General features: G+C 52.4%; 16 protein-coding genes. 9 read left to right on the top strand and 7 right to left on the bottom strand.

Going from position 1 to position 20,866, the window contains the following annotated elements; translation table 11 throughout:
* Positions 1-40: 40 nt before the first annotated feature.
* The 3 genes from L1I42_RS02550 to L1I42_RS02540 are packed head-to-tail and all read right to left on the bottom strand — an operon-like array spanning position 41 to position 4,673.
* A complete protein-coding gene (locus tag L1I42_RS02550) occupies positions 41-1,405 on the bottom strand; it encodes a sigma-54-dependent transcriptional regulator (protein ID WP_236112933.1) in 1,365 nt (454 codons plus the stop codon).
* Positions 1,402-3,429: an ATP-binding protein gene (locus tag L1I42_RS02545; protein ID WP_236112932.1), complete on the bottom strand. Its 2,028-nt coding sequence runs from the start codon at positions 3,427-3,429 to the stop codon at positions 1,402-1,404. The genes L1I42_RS02550 and L1I42_RS02545 overlap by 4 nt, the downstream gene beginning before the upstream one ends.
* Entirely contained in the window at positions 3,426-4,673 is a 1,248-nt protein-coding gene (locus L1I42_RS02540) for an ABC transporter substrate-binding protein (protein WP_236112931.1), read from the bottom strand. The genes L1I42_RS02545 and L1I42_RS02540 overlap by 4 nt, the downstream gene beginning before the upstream one ends.
* Before the next feature lie 242 nt (positions 4,674-4,915).
* Between L1I42_RS02540 and L1I42_RS02535 the strand changes: the two genes are divergently transcribed.
* From L1I42_RS02535 to L1I42_RS02495, 9 genes are all read left to right on the top strand, one after another.
* Positions 4,916-7,624, top strand: a complete 2,709-nt coding sequence (locus tag L1I42_RS02535) for a CHASE domain-containing protein (protein ID WP_236112930.1) — start codon at positions 4,916-4,918, stop codon at positions 7,622-7,624.
* A 187-nt stretch (positions 7,625-7,811) separates the two neighbouring features.
* Positions 7,812-8,558, top strand: a complete 747-nt coding sequence (locus L1I42_RS02530; protein ID WP_236112929.1) for a FadR/GntR family transcriptional regulator — start codon at positions 7,812-7,814, stop codon at positions 8,556-8,558.
* A 156-nt stretch (positions 8,559-8,714) separates the two neighbouring features.
* Positions 8,715-9,986, top strand: coding sequence for an ABC transporter substrate-binding protein (locus L1I42_RS02525; protein WP_236112928.1), 1,272 nt, complete (start codon positions 8,715-8,717; stop codon positions 9,984-9,986).
* A complete protein-coding gene (locus L1I42_RS02520; RefSeq protein ID WP_236112927.1) occupies positions 9,983-10,915 on the top strand; it encodes a carbohydrate ABC transporter permease in 933 nt (310 codons plus the stop codon). The genes L1I42_RS02525 and L1I42_RS02520 overlap by 4 nt, the downstream gene beginning before the upstream one ends.
* A gap of 2 nt (positions 10,916-10,917) precedes the next feature.
* Positions 10,918-11,754, top strand: coding sequence for a carbohydrate ABC transporter permease (locus L1I42_RS02515; RefSeq protein ID WP_236112926.1), 837 nt, complete (start codon positions 10,918-10,920; stop codon positions 11,752-11,754).
* A gap of 2 nt (positions 11,755-11,756) precedes the next feature.
* Positions 11,757-12,803 (top strand): ABC transporter ATP-binding protein, encoded by a 1,047-nt coding sequence (locus L1I42_RS02510; RefSeq protein WP_236112925.1) that lies wholly within the window; start codon positions 11,757-11,759, stop codon positions 12,801-12,803.
* Entirely contained in the window at positions 12,796-13,152 is a 357-nt protein-coding gene (locus L1I42_RS02505) for a phosphomannose isomerase type II C-terminal cupin domain (protein WP_236112924.1), read from the top strand. Before L1I42_RS02510 ends, L1I42_RS02505 begins: the two co-directional genes overlap by 8 nt.
* Positions 13,142-14,089 (top strand): ROK family protein, encoded by a 948-nt coding sequence (locus tag L1I42_RS02500; protein ID WP_236112923.1) that lies wholly within the window; start codon positions 13,142-13,144, stop codon positions 14,087-14,089. The genes L1I42_RS02505 and L1I42_RS02500 overlap by 11 nt, the downstream gene beginning before the upstream one ends.
* Positions 14,082-17,201, top strand: coding sequence for an alpha-mannosidase (locus tag L1I42_RS02495; protein WP_236112922.1), 3,120 nt, complete (start codon positions 14,082-14,084; stop codon positions 17,199-17,201). The genes L1I42_RS02500 and L1I42_RS02495 overlap by 8 nt, the downstream gene beginning before the upstream one ends.
* Before the next feature lie 3 nt (positions 17,202-17,204).
* Here the strand turns inward: L1I42_RS02495 and L1I42_RS02490 are convergent, their stop codons facing one another.
* The 4 genes from L1I42_RS02490 to L1I42_RS02475 form a co-directional block, all read right to left on the bottom strand.
* Entirely contained in the window at positions 17,205-18,206 is a 1,002-nt protein-coding gene (locus L1I42_RS02490) for a LacI family DNA-binding transcriptional regulator (RefSeq protein ID WP_236112921.1), read from the bottom strand.
* Positions 18,207-18,361: 155 nt separating this feature from the next.
* A complete protein-coding gene (locus tag L1I42_RS02485) occupies positions 18,362-19,093 on the bottom strand; it encodes a proteasome-type protease (protein ID WP_236112920.1) in 732 nt (243 codons plus the stop codon).
* A gap of 33 nt (positions 19,094-19,126) precedes the next feature.
* On the bottom strand, positions 19,127-19,924 hold the full coding sequence (locus tag L1I42_RS02480; protein WP_236112919.1) for a transglutaminase family protein: 798 nt from the start codon (positions 19,922-19,924) through the stop codon (positions 19,127-19,129).
* Positions 19,925-20,866: an alpha-E domain-containing protein gene (locus L1I42_RS02475; RefSeq protein WP_236112918.1), complete on the bottom strand. Its 942-nt coding sequence runs from the start codon at positions 20,864-20,866 to the stop codon at positions 19,925-19,927. It lies immediately after the preceding gene.

Below are 20,866 nucleotides of genomic sequence, written 5' to 3'. Positions count from 1 at the left end.
GAAATATGAGTCAAAAATGACTCAATGCGTCACTTTTGACTCACTCATTTGTGTCAAAAATGGATTTGCTTAACCCATATTTTTTCATGCGGAGATAAAGTTTTTTGCGCGGGATCGAGAGGGCCTCTGCCGTTTGAGTCACATTGCCATGATGCCGCGCCAATGCCTCCTCAATATAGGATTTTTCAAAGGCATTGACCGCATCATCAAGCGGCAAACCGCTCAATAGTGCGATGTCGCTTGGCGGTTCGTCCGCAGACCATTGCAAAGGCAAACCAATCACAAAACGCTCCGCGGCATTTTTCAATTCGCGCACATTACCCGGCCAATTATAGCGGGTTAGATTTTGGCGCAGCTTGTCGTCTAGCCGGGGCACTTCGCATTGATGCAGCGCCGCAGCCCGCTCACAAAAATGCATAAAGAGCAATTCCACATCATTCTTGCGGGCCCGCAGTGGCGGGAGATCAATTGCTGCTATGTTCAACCGAAAAACGAGATCCGCACGCAATTTCTCAGCTTTGACCAACTGACCCAGCTCGCCTTTTACCGCTGCGATCACGCGCATATCAAGTTTGATATTTTTGTTTCCGCCCAGCCTGGTCGTCTCGCGATTTTCCAGAACGCGCAGCAAGCGCACCTGGAAATTTAGCGGCATGGATTCCAACTCGTCCAAAAACAGGGTGCCACCATGCGCTGCCTCAAAATAGCCCACATGGCTTTGGTCTGCACCGGTGAACGCCCCTTTTTCATGTCCAAAAAAAGCACTGTCGACCAGCGTCTCAGGCAGCGCCGCACAGTTGACGGCAACAAATGGACCAGCAGCCCTTGGGCCAAGGTCGTGCAAAGCGCGTGTCACCACATCTTTGCCGCTCCCAGTTTCCCCCTGAACAATCAGATCAACATTGAGCGGCGTCAGGGTCGTAACCTGCTCACGCAGTGCAGTGACTTTTTTTGAGTTGCCGATGAGACGGGTCGCGAGATCATTGTCGCCAACCATGCCCTTCAAGGCACGCACTTCCTGTGCCAATTGGCGTTTTTCCAGCGCGCGGCTTAACGTGGCCAATAGCTGTTCTGGTGCTACCGGTTTTTCCAAGAAATCATAAGCGCCGGCCTTCATTGCCATCGTCGCCTCAGCGACTTGCCCGTGGCCGGTAATCATAATGATCGGCAATTCCGGATCAACCTGCATCGCATGTTCAAGCAGTTCGAGGCCGCTCATTTTCGGCATGCGAATATCGCACACAATCACCCCATTAAACTGGCTTGTGATGTGGGGCAGTGCGAGGTCGGCACGGGCAAAGCTGAACACATTATGGCCGGCCAGTTCGAGCGTGTCTGCGATTTCCTCAAGCAAATCCTGATCATCATCAATTAGCATGATATGTTGCTTTGTAGCTTTACTCATCTCGCTGTCTTCAGCCCCAAACTTGCGGTTGCACCCTGTTGCTCATTGTTTTTCAAATAGAGCACCCCGCCCAAATCCTGCGCGATTGTATAAGAAATACTCAACCCCAATCCTGTGCCTTTGCCCACTTCTTTGGACGTGACAAAAGGTTCAAAAATGTCGTGGTCAAGGTCAGGCAAACCAGCGCCATTGTCGGTCACATCGATCATAAAATAGGACCCATCATTGCGGCCAGAAATACAAATCTGTCCGGTAATGGGCCTGGCGTCCTCAATCGCGTCTATCGCATTTGATATGAGATTGACCAAAACCTGCTCCACCAGCAACTGATCGCCCAGAACATCCTGTTCCAAGCTGGATTGGGCTGCTTTTATCTCAATGTGAGGCATGTCCACCAGTCTGGCCTGGAAAATCTCGATAGACCGTTCGACCACGGGCCAAAGAGCGATGGGTTTGATGTCATAATCTGAACGGCGCGCAAAGTGGGAAAACTGTTTCACCAGTGCCGTCATCCTGTCTGCCAGGCGCACAATCTTTTGCAACGGTTTCTCAAGCGTTTTTGCATCTGCCCCCTGCTCCAATCGGGTCAACCCATTGTGCGCCGCATAGCGGGTGGCGGCGATGGGTTGATTAAGCTCGTGGGAAATCCCGGCGGATAAACGCCCCAAGGCAGCCAGCTTTCCGGCTTGCACCAACTCCACTTGTGTTTGCTGCAGCTTTTTATTGGTGCGTTCGCGCTCTCTAATTTCGCTTTGTAACCGGTTTAGAGTTTCTTCGCGTTCAATGACCGATTGGCGGAAGACCTCGACGGCATTGCCCATGCGGCCCAACTCGTCAGTGCCTGCCATCTCTGCGGTAGATTGGTTGAGCTCCCCACGAGCGATAGCTCGTAAAGCGTGAGATAGAGCCTGCAACCGCGCCACCACACGGCGGCGGACATAAAAAATCAGGATAAAGGATGTGGCCATAAGCCCTGTTATGGTCAACGCAACAATTTGCAAACTCGCATCCTGCATATCTCGGATGGCTTCATCGGCCAAACCAATCGCGGTTGCACGCCGTGTTTCGCCTGTTTCTGACAGTTCTTTTTGGAATTGAGATAGGCTTTGCTGCGCAGCGGCCAACTCAAGTAGTACATTCTTGCGCGCTTCGATCAACTGCCGAGCCACCGCAAAAATGCCCGACTGCGATGTGGCCAAATCGCGCAGTGAGTTAAGCGATTGCTCAAGGGTAATCAGCGTATCAGCTTCACCTAGCTCATCTAAAAGGCGACGGGCATGATCAAGGCTTTCCAACGAAATATCGGCAAACTGCGCCAGGCTTTCAGCGCTTTGCGCGTTGGTACTTTGCAACATGGCATTGATGGCAAAGCTGCCTTCCCGACCAATTTCTTGCACCAAATCGCGTTTGGCGCTCTCGGTGCTCAGCAAATTGAATGCCTGCCTAAAATCCTCCTGGCCCTGAGACGCTTCGATGCGCGAAACGGCATTGTCGATATTGAACGATATATCCAGCAAGAGCGGCGAAATCTCAGATTGGAAATCAGCCTGCAACCAGCGCAAACTCGCTCCCTTAGCGATTAAGTTTTCCTCAAGGCTGAATTGCCTGTCAGAAAATTGCAGCAGCAAGCGGATATGCTCTTCAATTTCATCGCGTGCGGTGATCAATTCAGGATCACGCACCCGGCTGATACGGTCAGACAGATTGGTCAATTGGGCGTTGAGCGCTTCTTGATAGGCCGCGCGATCTTTTCGCAGGCGCGGCTCACTCAGGATGGTGGCTTGGGCGGCCAACTCGGTGACAGCTGTGGCGACTTCATTGACCTGCACAATCTCTGGCATCTGCTGCTCCACCAGCTCAGACATATCTTGGCTTATGGTGGTGAACCGCAATACAGCGGCAAATGCAATGATCGCCAAAATGGCAGAAATCAGCAGAAAAGACGCAAATAAGCGGCCCCAAACACTGTAAGCTCCGGGCAAATAGTTTAAAAAACCGTCTTTGAATGAACCTGCTTCGTTCATTGTGTGATCTCGCGCAGTTCGTTTTCTGCTAAAGTCAGCAGCATCTCGGCTTGGGACTGCCAACGCACCTGAAACTTCTTTTGCTCCGCGGTAATGGGTGCATAGCGCGTTCCGGGACCGGGCATAGGGCTAGGCTGCATCACGTCCACTTCATGCTCTTCGATCGGCATGGTCAATAAATAGGTTTTGGCCAGGTCGATCTTGGACCGGTATCGCTGGGCCAGATCGGTGTTCGCTTCGATATCGCGAATATCGCGCCAAATGGCACGGCGGCGCCCAAACTGGTTGGTGATGAATTGATCAAATATTTCGTTCACCATCCAGTATCGCCGTGCGGCCAGTTCCGGATCGTAAGCGGCCCAGCTCAGGCGCAAGGCGGCTGTGAGCGCGGGGTATTTTTCGTAAGATAAGGTTTGGCGCAATTCCGGATCAATCGGCACCCGATTGATATTTGGGTTCAGTAATATCTGCTGTCCTCGGGGCGAGAGTACAAAATCAATAAATCGCTCCGCCAAGTCGGGCGCTCCGCCGCCGCGGAGCTTGGCAATACGGCCGGGCACCAACATAACAGGGCGACCATATTGAAAGCTCAATTCTTCTTCAGATATCGCGAGGAAATCAATATTGAGACCAATATCAAATCGTTCGGACTTCAAGCCATCAATTACCCCGAAGCTGCGCGACGTGATGGTGGCAAAATTAGCACTGAGTTGAAGCACAAACTGCCAGCCATCCTCCCATCCGCGATCTTGCAGAAATTGCTCGACAATCAGATGGGTGGTGCCGGAGCGGGAGGGTCGAGCAATGCCGATCCGTCCATCAAAGCGAGGTTCGAGCAGCATGTTCCAACTGCTGGGCACATTGGTCAATCGATCAGTCTTCCAGCTCCACCCAACTGCAGAAAGGGCAAAGTCATGATATCTTTTACCTTTATAGGGGGCCAGATGGTCAAACGCATCCAACATAACAAACGCTTCTGGTGACGACGCCCAGAAAATATCAAAAGCACGCCCATTGCCCAATGCGACTTCGCCAAGGGCATGGTTTGTGTTCTTGTTGAGCACCAACACATCAATATCCGGGTTTTCGCGCTCAAAACTCTCAACATACGGCTCGAACACACGCCCTGACATCGACGTCAGCACCCGCAATTGCGTCGGGCTTGTGGCATTGGCACTGCTGGCATTAAAGATGCCCTGACCAGCCAGCAGAACCATGAAAAAGGCAAAGAGAGTTTTACTCATCGACATAATTTAATCGGCGCGCCCCAATAAAGCCAGTCCATATATCTTCTGTACCGAAAGTGCCAATTGCCGCAACTCATTTCGCGTGCCGCTAAATGAGCGCTTGAAACGCAATCGTTAACCTAGCCGCACGGAACGGCGAACAATCCCATCTATTCTGCAAATGCTGCTGTTTGATTACGCATTTCATTAATTGTTCGTCGGATAAGATGCGAGAATGAGAATAATCTAGGTACAAAGCGATGAAAAAGCCAGGCTGGTTGGAGTTCTTGTTTAAAACGCTTGCGGTAGCGAGCGTTTATGGTTTGCTTGGCAAGTTCGGGACAATGTTGGCTTTGCCTGAAAGCCATGCCACCCTGATCTGGCTCCCCTCCGGTCTTGCATTGATGGCCGTATTGCACTGGGGCAACCGGATGGCGCCGGCCATTGTTTTGGGTTCCGTTCTAGTTAATTTCGAGCCTACTGCCGGGCAAATAGCAGCCAATTTTGAATCTTTGACCGGCTATATTTTGATCGGCTGTGGTGCCGCCTTGCAGGCACTTGTGGGTGGATGGGCTGTCCGTCGGTTCGTTGGTTTCCCCAATCCTTTGAACGACGAACGCAACATTTTGCTGTTTTTGCTTTGGGGCGGGGCGATATCATGCCTCCTTAATCCGATCTGGGCTTCAGCCGTTTTGTTGCAATCGAACAAACTCCTGCCAGATGAGTATCTCATGAATGTCATAATTTGGTGGGCAGGAGATGCGGCGGGTGTGGCGGTGGCCGCCCCTATCTTGGCGGTTTGGAGCCAAAGGAAGAACGGCAATTGGCGCCGCCGTGCGTTAACGGTTTCCGGGTCAATCCTGACTGCATTTGCGTTGACCATTCTTGTCGTGGCGATGAGCGTAAACTGGCAGCGCCATCGCATGCAACTTGAATTCCAATCGGTGGCAGATCTGGCCGGCACAGCCATTTCTGAGGCCTTCACCAATCACACAAGAATACTGGATTATTTTGAAGGATTTGCGGCAACCAAAACCGATATTACAAGTGAAGCATTTTCAAATTTCAGCCAACGTTTTCTGGACAATTCTCAAGGCCTGACCGCCTTGACCTGGATGCGATATTTGCGCGCGGATGAGCGCGCGGCTTTCGAAGCCAAGATGCGCGCCGAGGGATTTGACAACTTCATGATCGTGGAGCCAGGACCCGATGGAAAAATGATCCCGGCCGCAAATCGTGCGGACCACGCGGTGGTTCAATATGTAGAGCCCTTCGAACCAAACAAAATTGGTTTAGGTTTTGATGCAGGGTTCAACCCAGTCCGTCGCGCCGCATTTGAACGGGCCATTGATACCGGGGAGATGGTTGCCACCCAGCGCATTATCCTCATTTTGGAAAATGAAAACCAATATGGTGCTCTGGCCACCATGCCAATCTATCATGGCGGAGAGGTCCCTGAGACTGTTGAAGGGCGTCGTGAAAAGATCAAGGGCTTTATGGTTGCCGTTTTTCGAGTTGGCGACATTGCCCAAACAGCCATTTCAGAGTTCAACGGATCGCCTTTTATACTCAGCATGAAGGATCTCTCTGCGCCGGAAGCGGAACAATTCCTTTATGCCAATCGATCAGAAGCTGAGGGCGTGCGTTGGCTTGACGACAATGGCCCCTTTGGTCAAAAAATCGATATGACGCAGAGCTACCCTATTGAGTTCGGAACGCGGAGATGGGTTGCAGAAATCGTTCCTAGCCGAGAGTTTCTGGCCCGCGCGTGGCAATATCAAAACTCATTTATCATCATGTTTGCCGGGCTGCTTTTCACCACAATTGTTGGCATATTTGTGCTTGTTTTAAGCGGCAGGCACGAGCGCCTCAATCAACTTGTAGACGCCCGTACAAGCGAGTTGGAACAAAGTCGACGCCGGTTGCAGCAGGCACAAAAAATCGCCCGGATCGGTAGTTGGGAATATGATTTGTCAGGCGAAAAAATCTGGTGTTCATCCGAAGTGCTGGACATTCTAGATCTTGAGGACATCCCAACAGGTCACGGCCTCGACTTTACTGTTGATCTCGTGCCTGAAAATGAACGCAAGATGGTTCAACAAAATCTGCGCCTTGAAAAATTAAAGGAAGGGCCCATCAGCTTTAGTCACACCGTCAATTGTCGTGAGGGCAGAGAAAAGGACATTTTGCAGCATGTTGAAGTGTTGTCAGAGCAGGGCCGCCCCGCAACCGTTATCGGTACTTTGCAAGATATCACAGAAATGCGCCAGCTCGATCGGCTCAAAACCGAATTTGTTGCAACGGTGAGCCACGAGTTGCGGACACCTCTGACCTCCATCAAAGGGGCTATAGGTATTCTGCATGGTGGCGTCATTGCTGACCTGCCGCGACAAGCGCAAGAGCTGGCATCCATCGCCAACGCCAACTGTAATCGCCTGATCCACCTGGTGGACGATTTGCTCGATATTAATGGCATCATGTCCGGCAATTTGGTGCTCCACCCAAAGAAGGTCGACTTGGAAACGCTCATCCAGCAGTCTGTTGCTCTAAACGCGGCCTACGCCGATCAGCATCGAACAACACTTGCCATCGAATATTGCGAACCGCGCCTTAGCTTGAATGTGGATGAAGGGCGCTTGATGCAGGTGATTACCAACCTGATTTCGAACGCTTCAAAATTTTCGGCTGATCCCGGGGAAGTCCGGATAAGGGTCGAAAAACTCGAAGGTGTCGCCAAAATCTCCATTCAGGACAATGGCAATGGTATTCCAGAAGCGTTCCGATCCAAGATCTTTTCACGCTTTTCGCAAGCTGATAGCTCGACGACCCGCGCCCAGAGCGGCGCCGGGTTGGGGCTTTATATCTCCAAGGAACTTGTAGACGCGATGAAAGGAGAGATTGGCTTTCATTCGAACGACAATGAAGGCACAACCTTTTACGTCACGCTTCCCCTTGAGGAAACCGCCTAGTCTGAAACATCAACATGATTTGCATAGCTTGTTTGTGGCACTCCTAGCGCCCGGATGAGTTCGAGCCAAGCCGCACCAACAATTGTTGTCGGTTTTCGCTTCCGCAATATTCGCGTTTGACCGCTTGACAGCTTTCTTGGACTATGCTTGTTTGTCGGACAAACACATAAACAATCAAAGGCTAATCATGGCTTCGCAGTCTAAATCCACAAGTGCAAGCGCCGCATCGGGCACCGCCTCGCAATATTTGCGTCCGATCAAGCGGCGCACACGCGATGTGGAAGTGCTGGAAGCTCTGGCCGTAATGATTGAGCACGCCGGCCTGAAAGAAGGCGATAAGCTGCCAACCGAAACTGAACTGGCGTCACGATTGCAGGTTGGTCGATCCACCGTGCGCGAAGCGCTCAAGGTTTGGGAAAATCTTGGCATTGTGGAACGGCGGACCAGCGCGGGCACCATTTTGGCCATGGATATTGTGCCAAACTCAGTGCATGTGCCCGTGGTGCTTCAATTTGAGGCGGAGGGCCTGTTGCGGACCCAGCAAGTGCGCCGCGCATTGGAAAAAGAAGTGGTGCACCTCGCCGCGCTTCATGCCAGCAAGAAGGATCATGAGGCCATTCAATCCGCGCTCGACACCCTGTTCGACGTGGTGGATAAGGGCCTGCCCTGGCGGCAGGCGGACGCCAATTTTCATCGTGCCATCTATGCCGCTTCAGGCAATCCGCTGTTTGCCCAATTGATCGAACAGGTCCATGGCGCCTTTCACCAACATTATATCGAACCCTTTATGGACGATAGTTACGGTTTGCCATCTATCCCGCTGCACAAGCCCTTGGCAGAGGCCGTAATCGCGGGCGATGCCGCTGCGGCCGTGGCGGCCATGGAAGAAATTCTCGACAGCACCGAACAGCAAACAAAGGAGCTTTTGAGTTAGCTTTTACAAGAAGCAGCCCCAGCTGTTTTTTTTAAAAAAGCACTAAGTACAACGATGTATCACGAAAGTATAACGTTTTATCTTTGAACAAGTTTCCGGTTTCGACCGGATGGGAAGCGCCGCAAATGCGCGGCGCAATTTAAAGGGAGGAAAATAGTGAAACACTTATTCCGTACAGTGGCCACAAGCGCCATTCTTGCAGCCACCTTGTCTGCCGGAACCGCATGGGCCGAAACAAAACTGAAACTTGTAGAGGTGATCACCAGCCCAGCGCGGACAGAGACACTCAACAATTTGGTTTCTGAATATGAAGCCAACAACCCCGATGTAGATGTGGAAATCATCTCTTTGCCTTGGGGCGAAGCATTTGAAAAACTCTCCACCATGGTTGCAGGCGGCGAAATTCCAGACGTGGTGGAAATGCCGGATGCGTGGCTGGCGCTCTATGCTGGCAACGATATGTTGCTCAGCCTGGAAGACACCATTGCCAATTGGGAACATGGCGACACACTTGCTCAAAAAACGCTGGATATGGCTCGTTTGGCTGAAAACGAAGCCTACACCATTCCATACGGCTTCTATCTCCGCGCCATGTTCTACAACAAGAAATTGTTGGCTGAAGCAGGCGTAGATGAGCCACCCCACACCATGGAAGAGTTCATGGAAGCCTCACGCAAGGTCTCCGCGCTTGACGGTAAATATGGCTATTGCTTGCGCGGTGGCGGCGGCGGTTTGAACGCCTGGATCATGTATGCGGCCACCATGAATGGCTCCAACGAGTTCTTCACCGAAGATGGCCAGAGCCGCATCAATGAGCCCGGTTCAATTGAAGGGTTGCAGTTCCTCATTGATATGTATCAGAACGAGTATGCGCCTTATGCCAGCGTGAACTGGGGCTTCAACGAAATCGTTGCAGGCTTTTATTCCGGCACCTGCGCCTTCTTGGACCAAGATCCAGATGCGTTGATCTCCGTTGCTGAGCGCATGGACCCTGAAGATTTTGCTGTGACGCCAATGCCTGTTGGCCCTTCTGGCAAAGCCTTCCCCACCATCGGCTTTGCGGGCTGGTCTGTGTTTAACACCACAGAGCATCAGAACGAAGCGGTTGCACTTGTGCAGCACCTTTCTTCACCTGAAGCGAATTTAACCTGGACCAAACAGGTCGGGGTTATCCCGATCCACGAGGGTGCGGAAGAAGACTCTCACTTCTCCACGCCACAATATAAGGGCTGGTTCGATACGCTGAATGGGGAAGAATATATCCCGACCATCATGCCTGTTTATTTGAAGAAATTCGGCGTGTTCAAAGAGTTGGCAACAGCTTCAAGCCAAGAAGCTTTGCTCGGTCAACGTTCAGCTGAAGATTTGGCCAATGAGTGGGCTGAATTCCTCACCAATGAATATCAAGCGTGGAAAGCCGCACAATGACCATGGCGCAAACATCCTCCTCCGGCAATGGCCGGGGGAGACCCCTCAAAAGATTTCAATGGCTGATCGAGCCCTATCTCTATCTGTCACCCGCCATCATCCTGATCGCGCTGGTGATGCTGGTACCGCTCGTCGTCGGCGTCTCCTATGCCTTTCAGGCCATTGACCTATTGGATCCGTTTACAACCGGCTGGGTTGGCTTGGCGAACTTCGAGAAATTGTGGGCGGACCGCCTGTTCTGGAAAGCCTTGACCAACACCTTCTGGTGGACTTTGGGTTCTCTATTCTTCCAGTTTTTCTTAGGCTTGGGTCTCGCCCTTTTGCTGAACAAGCCCTTTGCCGGGCGCGGTTTGGTGCAAGGTCTGGTGTTTCTGCCGTGGGCGGTGCCGGCCTTTCTATCTGGCTTGAACTGGGCGTGGCTGTTCAACCCGATCATCGGCCCCATTCCCCACTGGCTGGCCGCAATGGGCATCATGGAGAAGCCGCAAAACATTCTGGCCAACCCTGACCTGGCACTCTGGGGACCAATTGTGGCCAACATCTGGTTTGGCATCCCGTTTTTCGCCATCACATTGCTGGCCGCCTTGCAATCCATCCCACGCGATCTTTATGAAGCCGCCGCGATTGATGGCGCAAGCCTATGGCAGAGCTTTATCAAGATTACTGTGCCGTTTCTGGCACCAACCATCGCCATCACCGTGATGTTGCGCACCATCTGGATCGCCAACTTCGCGGACCTGATTTACATCATGACCGGCGGCGGGCCTGCCAACTCAACGCACATCATCTCATCTTATATTTTCACCACCGCATTCCGTCGGCTTGATTTCGGCTATGCCTCCACCCTTGCGATTGCCTTGCTGGTGCTGTTGCTGGCCTACGCCATGCTGATTTTGAAAATGCGCAAACATTTGGTGAAGGGGATATAATCATGCAAAAAACTGCGTTCCCCCTTGGCGCCACATTGCGCTACTTGGCCATCGCGCTCTATGTGCTGTTCGCCCTGTTCCCGATCTATTGGTTGATCAAAATCGCGGTGACGCCTGATCGGCTGATTTATACCGAAGGCACTCAAATCTGGCCCTCCACCTTCACGCTGGACAATTTTGTCTCCGTGCTGTTTTTGACGGACTTTCTGGTTTATTTCAAAAACTCCATGATTGTGAGTTTAGGCACTGCCTTTTTTACCACATTGGTGGCAACGGCAGCGGGTTATGCCTTCTCCCGCTTTCACTTTCGCGGCAAGGCAATCATCATTGCGCTGATGCTGATCACTCAGATGTTCCCTCTGCTGATGATCATTGCGCCGATCTACAAGATCATGGCCGGGCTGCGCCTGCTGGACAGTCTTACCGGACTGATCATTGTCTATACCGCGTTCAACGTGCCGTTTGCCACCTTCTTGATGCAGGGCTTTTTCGACGGGATTCCCAAAGATCTGGAAGAAGCGGCGATGATTGACGGCTGCACCCGTTTCACCGCGCTGCGCAAGGTGATCTTCCCGCTCACTTTGCCGGGGCTAGCCGCCACCTTGGGCTTCATCTTCACGGCCGCATGGAGTGAACTGCTCTTTGCCCTGATGCTCATCAACTCCGATGACAAGATGACGTTCCCCGTGGGCCTTAAAACCTTCGTATCGAAATTTGCAGTGGATTGGGGGCAGATGATGGCCGCCGGCACCCTCGCCCTAATCCCAAGCTGCTTGTTCTTTATTCTTATCCAGCGGTTCCTGGTCAAAGGTTTGACCGCAGGCGCTGTGAAAGGCTGATTATGACTGCGATTACGCTAAACAGCATCAATAAACGCTTTGGGCCGGTGCATGTGCTCAAAGATATTTCACTTGAGTTCAACAAAGGCGAGTTCGTCGTTCTGGTTGGTCCCTCCGGCTGCGGCAAATCCACTTTACTGCGCATGATTGCCGGACTTGAACCCGTGAGCGCTGGCGACATGATTTTTGGCGACACCCGCGTCAATGATTTGGAGCCGCGCGACCGCGATATCGCCATGGTGTTCCAATCCTACGCGCTTTATCCGCATATGGATGTAGAGCGCAATCTGGGCTTCAGCCTTGAATTGCGCAAACGCGCCGCAGCGGAAAAGAAGGAACGCACATCCCACGCCGCAGGCATTTTGGGGTTGGATAAATTGCTGGATCGTTTTCCAAGAGCGCTCTCGGGTGGCCAACGTCAGCGCGTGGCCATGGGGCGAGCGATAGTACGCGACCCGCAAATCTTTCTGTTTGACGAACCTTTGTCCAACCTTGATGCCGCCTTGCGCATTGAAATGCGGATTGAGATTGCCAAGCTGCACCGCCGCCTAGGCACTACCATGGTCTATGTGACCCACGATCAAGTGGAAGCTATGACCCTGGCCGACCGTATTGTGGTGATGAATGCCGGCCAAGTTGAGCAAGTCGGCACGCCGCTTGATCTCTACAGCAACCCGGCAAATCTGTTTGTTGCTGGCTTTTTGGGGTCGCCCAAAATGAACTTTGTGGCCTATGACGATCCCGCGCTCAACCTGCCCAGTGCGCTCACCAACCCATCGGCACAAACCTATGGCATTCGCCCCGAGCATATCAAAGTGACTGCGCCCGATAAGAATGCCCATCTGGTGGGCACGATCGATGTGGTCGAACGCCTCGGGTCTGACACGATTTTCTACATCAATCACGGGGCGGACAAACCCTTTGTGGTGCGCGTGCCCGGCATTGATCGCACCGCGATCGGCGAAAAGATTGGCTGCCAGTTCCAGCCAGAAGATCTGCACCTTTTTGATCAAGACGGCCAAGCCATTTCGGAGCATAAAAATGGATAATTCAACCCACCCGCAATTTGAAGAACGTCCTTGGGGTAGCTTTACGGTTTTGGCCGAGGGCGAGGGCTTCAAAAGCAAGATTATTCAGGTAAAACCCGAAGGCCAATTATCGCTTCAAAGCCATAAGCACCGCGCTGAACATTGGGTGGTTGCCCGCGGCACTGCCACAGTGACATTGGGTGAAGAGAAGTTTGACCTTCAGGCGGGTCAGTCCATCGACATCCCTAAAGGTGCCATTCACCGCATCGAGAACTTTTCCGATGCGCCGGTGGACATCATTGAAGTGCAGTATGGCAGCTATTTAGGCGAAGACGATATTGTGCGCTATGAGGATATTTATGGCCGATAGCGCAGCCTCTCCTCCCCGGCTCGGCATCGATCTTGGCGGCACAAAAATCCAATTTGTGCTGCTGCGCGATGGCGAGCTGGTGGCCGAGCGTCGGGTCAACACGCCAAAGTCATTGACCGACATCACACAAGTTCTGGTGGACGGCGCCGCCCATTTCCGTGCCTATTTTGGTCAGATTGGCTTTATTGGCATGTGTGCCCCGGGCAGCGCCCATCCGGACACAGGCTTGTGGCGCAACGCCAATATTTTAACGCTAAACGGTCATGACCTTGCGGCCCACTTTGCCCAAGCGCTGGCGCAGCAAGTGGTCATCGAAAATGATGCCAACTGCTTTGCCCTGTCCTGTGCGTACGATGAAAACGGCGCAGCACCGGAGATGGTTTATGCCCTCACCGTCGGCACGGGTCTGGGTGGCGGCCTTGTGTATAATGGTCAATTGATCAAAGGCGCTGGCGGCCTAGCCGCCGAAGCGGGTCATGTGCCTTTGAGCCTGTTGCCAGAGGCCACGGCCGATTGGCCCCTTTGTTATTGCGGCCAGCGCGGCTGCACCGAGCAACTCTTATCCGGCACTGGCCTTTCCCAATATCATGCGCGGCAGCATGCGCAGGAGCAATCTGCCATCGACATATTGGGCGATGCCGCCCGAGGAGAGCCTGCAGCACAAGCCAGCCTTGAGCAATTCAAGTGCAGCTTCGCCCATTATCTCGCCACCATCATCCAGCTGCTTGACCCTCATCGCCTTGTGATTGGCGGCGGCATGGCGGCGCAAACCACGCTCTGGCAAGAGATATTTGTGCAAGTTGAACCACTCTGCTTTTCTAAGCAGATTAAAACCAAATTCGAGATTGCTGGCGACAGCGCCCTGCAAGCCGCGCGCGGCGCCGCCTATCTCACCTCTAATTCATCCCATACTGAGCAAGCCAAAATCTATGCATAATCAAAAACAAGAACAAAAACTCAATCATTATCTCAACTTGCTCAAGCAAATGGCGTGGCGTGAAGCGGTGGCCCATGTGCCGCTGCATGAATGGCAAGGCGAAGCGGGTACAAGCGATGTGCTTGGCATGGATTGGCAAAGCTGGCCACAAGTGGAAGGCGATTTTGCTTGGGGCACACCCGCAGGCCATCATTGGTTTGCCGGACAACTGATCGTGCCGCAAACAGATGCTGGTATTACGCCCTATCTTAAACTGATCGCCAAAAATGAGATTTTGCTGGGCCGCACTGACCCGCAATGCCAAGTCTATTTAGATGGTGAAATCTGTCAGGCTTTTGATGGCTTCCACCGCGAACTCTATCTGCCAAAAGCTCAACAATCCGCAGGCACCGCCACCATCCACATCAATGCCTATACAGCCGAAATTGAACGGCAACTTGGCGTTGGGCTTGTGTGGTGTGAACAATATGATGATGCGGCCGACCTTTATTATGATCTCGCTATTTCCTTTGAAGCCGCCCGCCGGTTAGACGAGAATGACGCGCGTCGCCACCACCTGTTCAACATTATTGATCGCGCTTTTGCATGCCTTGATTTACGCGAGCGTGATGCGTCGTTTTCCGACTCGGTTCGCAGTGCACGCGCCATTGCCAAGGACCTGTTTGGCGCCGATCCACATGCGCCCATCATATCGGCCGTGGGCCACACCCACATTGATGTGGCTTGGCTTTGGCCGATCTCCCAAACGCGGGAAAAGATGGTTCGGTCCATGTCAACTGCGTGCAAGCTGATGGATGAATATCCGGACTTTGTGTTCATGTATAATCAGTGCATTCTTTTTGAATGGCTGAAAGAGGATGCGCCAGCGCTGTTTGAGCGGATCAAAAAACACGTCAAATCCGGCCAATTTGAAATTGAAGGCGCCATGTGGCTTGAGCCGGATGTGAACATCATCTCAGGCGAATCTTTGGTGCGGCAGATTTTGCGTGGCGTTAAGTTCCAGCAGCAAGAATTTGGCATCACGCCGCGCGTACTCTGGCTGCCAGACACTTTTGGTTACACCGCCACCATTCCCCAATTAATGGCGCAAACTGGTCTCGACATTTTTGTCACCTCAAAATGTTCATGGAACGACACCAACCGCATGCCCTATGACACGTTTGAGTGGCAGGGCATCGACGGCACCAATGTCACAGCCTATTTGATCACAGCGCAAACCGACGACAAAGGTCATCGCGGCGACCATCGTACTGATTATGGCCCGCATCTCGACGTTAGCTCAACCGTAGGTGCGTGGAACCGCTATGAGCCAAAAGCGCTGAACCAGAATGTGCTGGTGCCTTTTGGCCATGGTGATGGCGGCGGTGGTCCCTGCAAAGTGATGCTGGAAAACGCCAAACGTTTGGAAAAGGGCGTACCCGGTTTGCCGAAGCTCAAGCTCGAAGGCATTCGCCCCTATTTTGATCGGCTGCGGCAAACCATGGCGGAAAGCGACACAGATTTCCCCCGTTGGGTGGGCGAGCTTTATCTCGAATATCACCGCGGCACCCTCACCTCCTTGGCCAAAAACAAACGCAACAACGCCAATGGCGAGCATTTGCTGCGCGAGCTGGAATTGCTGAGTGTTTTGGCAAAGCTGAATGGCGAGACGATTGACGACGCCTCGGCCGAAATTGATGCGCTGTGGAAGATTTTGATGCTTAATCAGTTCCATGACATTCTGCCCGGCACGTCCATTCCAGAAGTCTATGAAGAAAGTGATCGCGATTATGCCGAACTGTTTGCGCGTGGCGAAAAATTGCGCGCGCACCTGAGCACACTGGTGTTTGGCGATGAGGCGCATCTGCTCAACAGTGTGGGCGTCACACGCCGCAATCGCTTGGCACAGCTTGAGGGAGATGTTCCGGCGATCGATTTTGGCGCAGGTCCATGTGCATTCCAAAAAATTCATCGTGCTGACGGCACCACTTACGCCGCGGCGCCTGTGGAAAAACTAGCGCCCTTTCAATCACTACAGCCTGTCAAAGCACAGCAAGCCACCGACGACATCACAGAGCTTTCCGTCAGCGAAACTCATTTGGAAAACGCGTTCGTCCGTATCGATCTAAATCCGCAAGGTGACATCACCAGCATATTCGATAAGCAAAGCCAGCGCCAATTGCTGCGCGACGGCACGCTGGGCAACCAGCTGCGTGTCTATGAGGATAAGCCGCTCAATTGGGATGCGTGGGATATTGACTGGTTCCATGAAGAAAAGTGCTGGCTGGTGGATTCGCCGACCAAAATTGAAGTGATTGAAACCGGCCCGCACCGTGCCGCCATCCGCCTGGAGCGGACCTATAGGCAATCGCGCCTTGTGCAGATCATTTCCTTGCAAGCAGATGCGCGTCAGCTTGAATTTGATTTCTTTGCCGATTGGCAAGAAAGCCAATCCCTGCTGAAAGCGGAATTTGATTTTGATGTCCTAAGCGATCAGATCAAATCGCAAATTCAGTTCGGCCACGTCACCCGCCCCACCCATCGCAACACGAGTTGGGATCAGGCGCGGTTTGAAGCCAGCATGCACCGCTGGGTCGCTTTTGAAGAAGCGGATTTCGCCATTGGCGTTCTGAACGATTGCAAATATGGCTATAGCGCCAAAGACACGCAGTTCGGTCTCACACTGATCAAATCCGGCATTTATCCGCACCCGAGGGCAGATCAGGAGCAACATATTTGCCGCTATGCCCTCACCGTGAGCGAAGGGTTGGACAGGCTTGAAACCATCAATCAACGCGCCTTGGATTTTGCCGTCCCCCTGCAACTATCTGGCGGGAGCTTTGCAACAACGCCGCAAACTAGCCCATCAGCGCCCATCCAATTCGAGCAAGAGAATGTGGTGGTTCATGCCGCAAAAATCAGCGAAGATGGGCAGCATGTCGTCTTCCGCCTTTGTGAAGAAAGCGGCAAACGCACGCGCCTCATCGCAAAGCTGGACGACCGTTTGGGCGAGGTGCACGTCACCAATCTACTGGAGCAAAAATCAGCGCCCTGCGTGCGCAGCCAAACTTGTGAAATTGAACTGGAATTGAAACCGTTTGAAATTCTGACCTTAGCTGCAGCTTTAGTCTAAATTTCACCAGCTAATGGCGGGCGAACCGACAATTTGCAATTGCTTGGGGTCAGTCCCCTGAATGCGTTTGAGCAGCAATTGCGCCAAATGTTCGCCCGCCAGTATCAGATCTTCTTCCACCCATTCAATGTCGGGATGCAAATAGTCCAGCAGGCGCGAGGTTTTCCGGGAGATGATTTTCACATCTTTGCCCAGCTTGCCGCCTGCCGCATTCACCCCATCCATTACCGCCAAGACAGCCAGTTCGTTCGAACAGATCACCCCGTCGGGCATGGTACCAGATTGAACAGCCCTGAAACTCTCATCACGCAGCCACTGCAGATAATTGTCGCCGGGGATCGAAACATTCCATTTCTCTTGAATGGCCAATTTGTTCAATTCAGCCGCATGACGCAGCCCCTTTTGAAGGTGCGTGAAAAAGGTAAATTCACATTCCGGCGTCAACAAACCAACGGTCTCACATCCGAGCGCAGCTAGCCGGCTGCCTGCTTCAAACGCAAATGCCTCATTGTCAAAATCGTAAAAGGCGTGGGGCAAGCTCAGTTGAGTGCGCCCATGGGTCACCACGGGGAAATCATAAGATTGCGCAAAGGCCACGCGCGCATCGTCCGGCGCAGTTTGCGCAAGCACCAACCCATCAGCCGCCCGATTGCGCACAATTGATTGCATCTGGCTCAACTCATCACGTCCTGGCAAAACCGGGTGAAACACTAATTCATAGGGTGTCGTTTCCAAGGTACGGGCCATGCCCAAAATCAACCGACGCGAAAAGTCAGAAATATCGTCAGAAAGCTGCATCAGCAAAATAATCTTGTGGGTGTTGCCCGTGCGCAAAGACAGTCCTGCCCGGTCCGGCTGATACCCCACCTCTTTCGCCACATCCTGAATATACTTCTTCGTCTTCGCCCCAATGTTCGGCGCATCGTGAAGGGCTTTAGACACGGTGGTCACCGCATAACCCGTTCGCTCGGCAATCATCTTCAATGTGGGTTGCTTGAGAGTCATGCCCTTGGCACACCTGATTGATTTCACTTCAATCTTTGTGCCGCAGCTTAAACGCCAAAGTCAAATTGGAAAAGACTGGAGAAGAAAGACTATTACGTTGAGCAGAAATTTGAACAGAATATGAGCTTGGACCAACCGCCGAATATTGAATAACGCTAAACCGTGTATCGCGGGAGTTCTTGAAATGCGTCTTTAAGTGCTTTGCTCCAGCCCGTTGAAATCTTTTGAAAGACCTCATCGGTTGCCTCGACACGCTTTTGGCGCCCAACATCGAATGCGTCATTCTCATAAACGAGCACATCGATGGGCATGCCGACAGAAAGGTTGGATTTGATGGTTGAATCAAACGAAACGAGCAACAGCTTCACAGCATCATCAAAAGTCATATCCGCATCATATGCCCGAACGAGAATGGGTTTGCCATATTTAGTTTCACCGATCTGAAAGAACGGCGTGTCATCAGTTATTTCAATAAAATTGCCTTCGGGATAGATCAAAAACACGGTCGGGCGACCGCCAGCGATCTGCCCCGCCAGGATCACGGAGGCCCGGAACTGATCATCTGAAGTTTGCCCGTTGGGGCTGCTCCCTGCGATCACTTCTTTGAGGGTCGCGCCGACGAGGCGGGCAACCTGAAACATGGTTGGCTGCCGCAGAATGCTCGGGTCACGCTCTTCTGCGGTTTTCGAGCGCTCTTCCAGCAAGCTGATCATTGCTTGAGTGGTGGCCAGATTGCCAGCTGTCATGATGGTGATTGCATATTCGTTTGGGCTGGCCCAAGTGAACATTTTTTTGCTGACCGAAAAATTGTCAACGCCAGCGCTTGTGCGGGTGTCAGACATCAACACCAGTCCGCGATTCAATCGCATGCCAACGCAATATGTCATCTTAAATTTCCAATGAGGTTACTGTACCTCTATTTACTGCTGAACCTGCAAAGATACAATCATAGTTTCATCAGAATCTCCAAGCCGCATGCCTTTTATTGGCGCTGCATCGCGCGTGTCTCGGCCCACAGCAATGCGAACATATTTTTCGTCCGGGGAAATAGCGTTGGATACATCGAAACCGACCCAGCCCAACTCTTCCAGATGAACTTCCGCCCAGGCATGGCTGGCGTCCTGATCGATCCGGTCATTCATCATCAAGTAGCCACTTACATATCGCGCAGGCAGGCCTGCAGCTCGCGCCGCGGCGATAAAGATATGCGCATGGTCCTGACAAACGCCGCTGCCAATGCCCATAACCTCCTCTGCCTTTGATTTGGTGTCCGTTTCGCCGAGCTTATAGGGAACAGATTCCAATATCGCTGATGAAAGGGCATGAAGCCCGCTTAAATGATCGTCACTTTGCTTGACGATTTTTGATAGCGCACGGATTTTTGGTCCAGCAACCGTGAAAGACGTAGTTTGTAGAAAATGCCATAATGGGGCGCGGCCATATATCTTGCCCACGATGCCACTCGTATCACGGGTTGTCACAATCCCGGTCGCCGTAATGGCGAGCGTTCGCACACCGGGGTCGGTGCTGATCAGATCGCTGTGGTTGCCGTAGTGATCTTTATAACTGGCTTCAATCCGTCCTCCATCAATCTCCAGCGCCCAAGAGTTGACCTCTTGAATATCCATATTCATGGGACGCAGATGGACCCTTTGCAAAGCATAGTCCACCGGCTTGTCGTACTGGTAATGGGTGGTGTGTGATATCTGAAGCTGCATCTAAATATTGAACCTGTAATCTTTTTCGATCTGGTATCCAAGATTTGCCGTATCGCCCAGCACTGAGCTGATAAACTCGTGAAGACCTTCTTCAAAAATTGTAGAAATTTCGCGATTGCTGAACCGCTGCAGTAGTTTGTCCGCCATGTCATGGCATGTAGCTCTTTCCCCATAAGCTTGCTCGATAAACGCAAGGTTCGAGACGATTTCCTTGCTGCAAAAGATGAGCGAACGCGGCAGACGGCTGTCCAATATGAGAAAATTGGCGATCGCAGGCCCGGTATATCCATCTTCGACAGCCCAGCGAAAGGAACGGTGGGCCGAAACAGAACGAAGCAATGTTTCCCACTGCACATTATCCAGCCTTCCACCCACAATTGAGGTGGCCGGCAGCAAGGAGTAATATTTTACATCAATGATCCGCGCTGTATTGTCGATGCGCTCGATGTGAATGCCAACTTGACAGAAACGATAGACATCGGTTCGAAGCATGGTGCCATTCAGCGCCCCGCGCACGAGGGCCGCTTGCTGACGAATGGTGGCCAGCACGTCGGGCAGATCCACCTCGCGCACCTGGTGCTTGAGGATTTGGGTAAGCTGCATCCATGTTTCGTTGACCGACATCCAAACTTCCGATGTGAGCGCGGTGCGCACTAGACGCGCATTGTCTCGCGCGGCGTTGACCACTGAAAGAATTGAGCTGGGATTGTCCGCGTCGCGCAGCAAATAATTGATGACATGGGTGCTGTCATAGGTGTCGTATTTCGCTTCGAACCCTTGTTGCGCCGCCAATGTGATGATCACCGATCTCCATTCGCTTTCGGCGTCTGTTGATCTGGTCAGCGCAATTCGAAACCCGGCTTCGAGCAAGCGGGCGGTGTTTTCTGCCCGCTCGAGAAACCTAAACATCCAATAGAGACCACCTGCAGTTTTTCCCAGCAT

Source organism: Maritalea mediterranea (assembly GCF_021568695.1).
Classification (GTDB): Bacteria; Pseudomonadota; Alphaproteobacteria; order Rhizobiales; family Devosiaceae; genus Maritalea; species Maritalea mediterranea.
This window is presented reverse-complemented; position numbering and strand designations above follow the sequence as displayed.

What these genes read in the sequence shown, in the direction of transcription:
- L1I42_RS02550 (WP_236112933.1), bottom strand. Translation starts at nt 1,405, where the DNA reads ATGAGTAAAGCTACAAAGCAACATATCATGCTAATTGATGATGATCAG.
- L1I42_RS02545 (WP_236112932.1), bottom strand. Translation starts at nt 3,429, where the DNA reads ATGAACGAAGCAGGTTCATTCAAAGACGGTTTTTTAAACTATTTGCCC.
- L1I42_RS02540 (WP_236112931.1), bottom strand. Translation starts at nt 4,673, where the DNA reads ATGAGTAAAACTCTCTTTGCCTTTTTCATGGTTCTGCTGGCTGGTCAG.
- L1I42_RS02535 (WP_236112930.1), top strand. Translation starts at nt 4,916, where the DNA reads ATGAAAAAGCCAGGCTGGTTGGAGTTCTTGTTTAAAACGCTTGCGGTA.
- L1I42_RS02530 (WP_236112929.1), top strand. Translation starts at nt 7,812, where the DNA reads ATGGCTTCGCAGTCTAAATCCACAAGTGCAAGCGCCGCATCGGGCACC.
- L1I42_RS02520 (WP_236112927.1), top strand. Translation starts at nt 9,983, where the DNA reads ATGACCATGGCGCAAACATCCTCCTCCGGCAATGGCCGGGGGAGACCC.
- L1I42_RS02515 (WP_236112926.1), top strand. Translation starts at nt 10,918, where the DNA reads ATGCAAAAAACTGCGTTCCCCCTTGGCGCCACATTGCGCTACTTGGCC.
- L1I42_RS02510 (WP_236112925.1), top strand. Translation starts at nt 11,757, where the DNA reads ATGACTGCGATTACGCTAAACAGCATCAATAAACGCTTTGGGCCGGTG.
- L1I42_RS02505 (WP_236112924.1), top strand. Translation starts at nt 12,796, where the DNA reads ATGGATAATTCAACCCACCCGCAATTTGAAGAACGTCCTTGGGGTAGC.
- L1I42_RS02500 (WP_236112923.1), top strand. Translation starts at nt 13,142, where the DNA reads ATGGCCGATAGCGCAGCCTCTCCTCCCCGGCTCGGCATCGATCTTGGC.
- L1I42_RS02495 (WP_236112922.1), top strand. Translation starts at nt 14,082, where the DNA reads ATGCATAATCAAAAACAAGAACAAAAACTCAATCATTATCTCAACTTG.
- L1I42_RS02490 (WP_236112921.1), bottom strand. Translation starts at nt 18,206, where the DNA reads ATGACTCTCAAGCAACCCACATTGAAGATGATTGCCGAGCGAACGGGT.
- L1I42_RS02485 (WP_236112920.1), bottom strand. Translation starts at nt 19,093, where the DNA reads ATGACATATTGCGTTGGCATGCGATTGAATCGCGGACTGGTGTTGATG.
- L1I42_RS02480 (WP_236112919.1), bottom strand. Translation starts at nt 19,924, where the DNA reads ATGCAGCTTCAGATATCACACACCACCCATTACCAGTACGACAAGCCG.
- L1I42_RS02475 (WP_236112918.1), bottom strand. Translation starts at nt 20,866, where the DNA reads ATGCTGGGAAAAACTGCAGGTGGTCTCTATTGGATGTTTAGGTTTCTC.